Annotated in this window: 2 protein-coding genes and 1 pseudogene; all 3 read left to right on the top strand. The window is 69.3% G+C overall.

All coding sequences use genetic code 11. The features are described 5' to 3' along the window. Positions 1-152: pseudogene (locus ACH65_RS21255) on the top strand (ABC transporter permease); the annotation flags it as partial. A 147-nt stretch (positions 153-299) separates the two neighbouring features. After that, positions 300-1589, top strand: coding sequence for an ABC transporter permease (locus ACH65_RS14460; protein ID WP_049623320.1), 1290 nt, complete (start codon positions 300-302; stop codon positions 1587-1589). Positions 1590-1600: 11 nt separating this feature from the next. Then, positions 1601-2544: ADOP family protein (locus ACH65_RS14455; protein WP_049623319.1), on the top strand; the 944-nt coding region annotated here is incomplete at its 3' end.

Genomic DNA, 2544 nt, shown 5'->3' with positions numbered 1-2544 from the left:
TGCTGATGGCGTTCTACGAGCTGCCGCACTTGCCGCTGTACTACCTGCCGATCGGCGCCGCGTCGCTGTGGCTGCTGGGACAGCTGGCGGTGCTCGGCCCCGCGCTGCGCGCGGCCAAGGTGCCGCCGGTGGTGGCGACGCGGTCGGTGTGATGTTTTTTTCCCTTCTCCCCCGGGAGATGGTGCCCGAAGGGCGGATGAGGGTGCGGGCGGAGCGCGGCCTCCCGCTCCGCCCAGACCTCACCCTCTCCCGCAGGGTGTGAGAAGCAAAGAACGCAACGCGATGCACAAGGAGTACGGATGTTCGGCTACTACCTCGACCTGGCCCTGCGCAGCTTGAAGCGCAACAAGGCGCTCACCGCGCTGATGGTGCTGGCCATCGCCGTGGGCATCGGCGCGAGCATGACGACGTTGACGGTGATGCACCTGCTGTCGCGCGACCCGCTGCCGGGGCGCAGCGCGCGGCTGTTCTATGTCCAGGTGAATCCCGACGTTACCCGGCCGAACGCCAAGGAGCCGCCGGCCGTGATGGACTACCACTCGGCGGTGGATCTGTGGAGCGCGCAGCGTGCCGACCGCCAGGTGCTGATCGTGGACAGCATGCTGAAGGTGAAGGCGCCGGATACCGCCCTGCCGCCGCTGCGGCTGGACATGCTTTCGACCACGGCGGACTTCTTCCCGATGTTCGACGTGCCGTTCCGTTACGGCGGTGGCTGGAGCGCGGACGACGACGTGAAGCGCGCGCGCGTGGCGGTGATCTCCGACGACCTCAACGTCAAACTGTTCGGTGGCGCAAACAGCGTGGGCCGCACGCTGCGGCTGGGGGGCAGCGACGTGCGTGTCGTCGGCGTGCTCAAGCCGTGGCGGCCCGCGCCGTTGTTCTACGAGGCATGGGGTTCCTACACCAAACCGCAGGACGTGATGACGCCGTTCTCCACCGGGCTGGAGATCAACGACGGCCATTTCCAGCAGTTCAATTGCTGGCATCTGCCGGCCACGCCCGGCCACCTGCAGGATGCGCCCTGCAACTGGGTCGCGCTGTGGGTGCAGTTGGACAACCCGGCCAGGGTGGATGCGTACCGCCGTTTCCTCGCCGACTACGTGGCGCAGCAGAAGGCGCTCGGGCGCTTCACCAGCACCGTCACGCGCCTGCGCGGCCTGATGCAATGGCTGGACTACACCGGCATGGTGCCGGACGACGTGCGCCTGCAGAACTGGCTGGCCTTCGCCTTCTTCGCCATCTGCCTGTTCAACACGGTCGGCCTGCTGCTGGCCAAGTTCATGCGTCGCGGCGGCGAGATCGGCGTGCGCCGCGCGCTGGGCGCGAGTCGCGCGGCGGTCTTCGCGCAGTGTCTGGTGGAGGCGGGCCTGGTCGGCCTGCTCGGTGGCGTCGGCGGCTGGCTGCTGACGCTGGCTGGCCTATGGCTGGTGCGCCGGCAACCGACCGACTACGCCGACCTCATCCATCTTGACCTGCCGATGTTCCTGACCACCTTCGTGCTCGCGATCGCCAGCAGCGTGCTGGCCGGCCTGCTGCCCGCGGCACGCGCCAGCCGCATCGCGCCGGCGCTGCAACTGAAGACGTTGTGAGGTATCCCGCCATGCAGGTCCAACCCATCCTCGCCGCGCTGCGCAAGCACCGCCTCGCCACCCTGCTGATCGCGCTGGAGATCGCGCTGGCCTGCGCGGTGCTGTGCAACGCCGGCTTCCTGATCGCCACGCGCGTGAGCGCGATGAACATCCACAGCGGCGTGGACGAAACCGCGCTCGCGCAGATCAAGCTGGATTGCGACGACTGCAACGAGGCCGACCTCAACGCGCGCGTGCTTTCCGGTCTGGGCAGGCTGCCCGGCGTGCAGTCGGTGAGCGTGATCAACGCGGTGCCGTTCGGCGACCACGCCGGCACCGCCGGCATCACGCTGGACGCGGCGGGCCAGTATGCCGGCGGCGTGGTGGATTTCTATCTCGCCGGGCCGGGCAGCTTCCAGGCACTGGGCCTGAAGCTGGTGGCCGGCCCGCCGCCCGGGGCGAACGACTACCAACCGGTGGGCGGCTTCCTTCCCGCCGAGGCACAGGTGTGGGTGGCCCGCGCGCTGGCCGACCATCTGTGGCCTGGCGCCAGCCCGCTCGGCAAGGAGTTCTGGATGGACAAGTCGCACTTCCGCGTGGCTGGCGTGGTGGAGCACTTCGCGCGCCCCGGTGGCGGCGAGGGCGGACCCTCCACCCGCGAGTGGTCGGTGTTCGTGCCGGCGTTGCCTGGCAAGGGGCTCTCCGGCCTCTACCTGCTGCGCGCCGAGCCGGGGCAGTTGCCGTGGGTGTTGCGCGACGTGCGCGAGGCGGCCGCGAAGATCGCGCCCGATGCCGTGCTCGACCAGCAGGCCAGCCGCACCATCGGCGAGTTGCGCGATCTCTACTTCGAGTCGGACCGGGCGATGGCGGGCATTCTGGTGGGCGTGATCCTGGCGCTGATGCTGGTCACGGCGCTGGGCATCGCGGGGCTGGCGAGTTTCTGGGTGGGGCAGCGACGCAAGCAGATCGGCATCCG

Origin of the sequence: Frateuria defendens (assembly GCF_001182895.1) — a bacterium.
GTDB classification, from domain to species: domain Bacteria; phylum Pseudomonadota; class Gammaproteobacteria; order Xanthomonadales; family Rhodanobacteraceae; genus Frateuria_B; species Frateuria_B defendens.
This window is presented reverse-complemented; position numbering and strand designations above follow the sequence as displayed.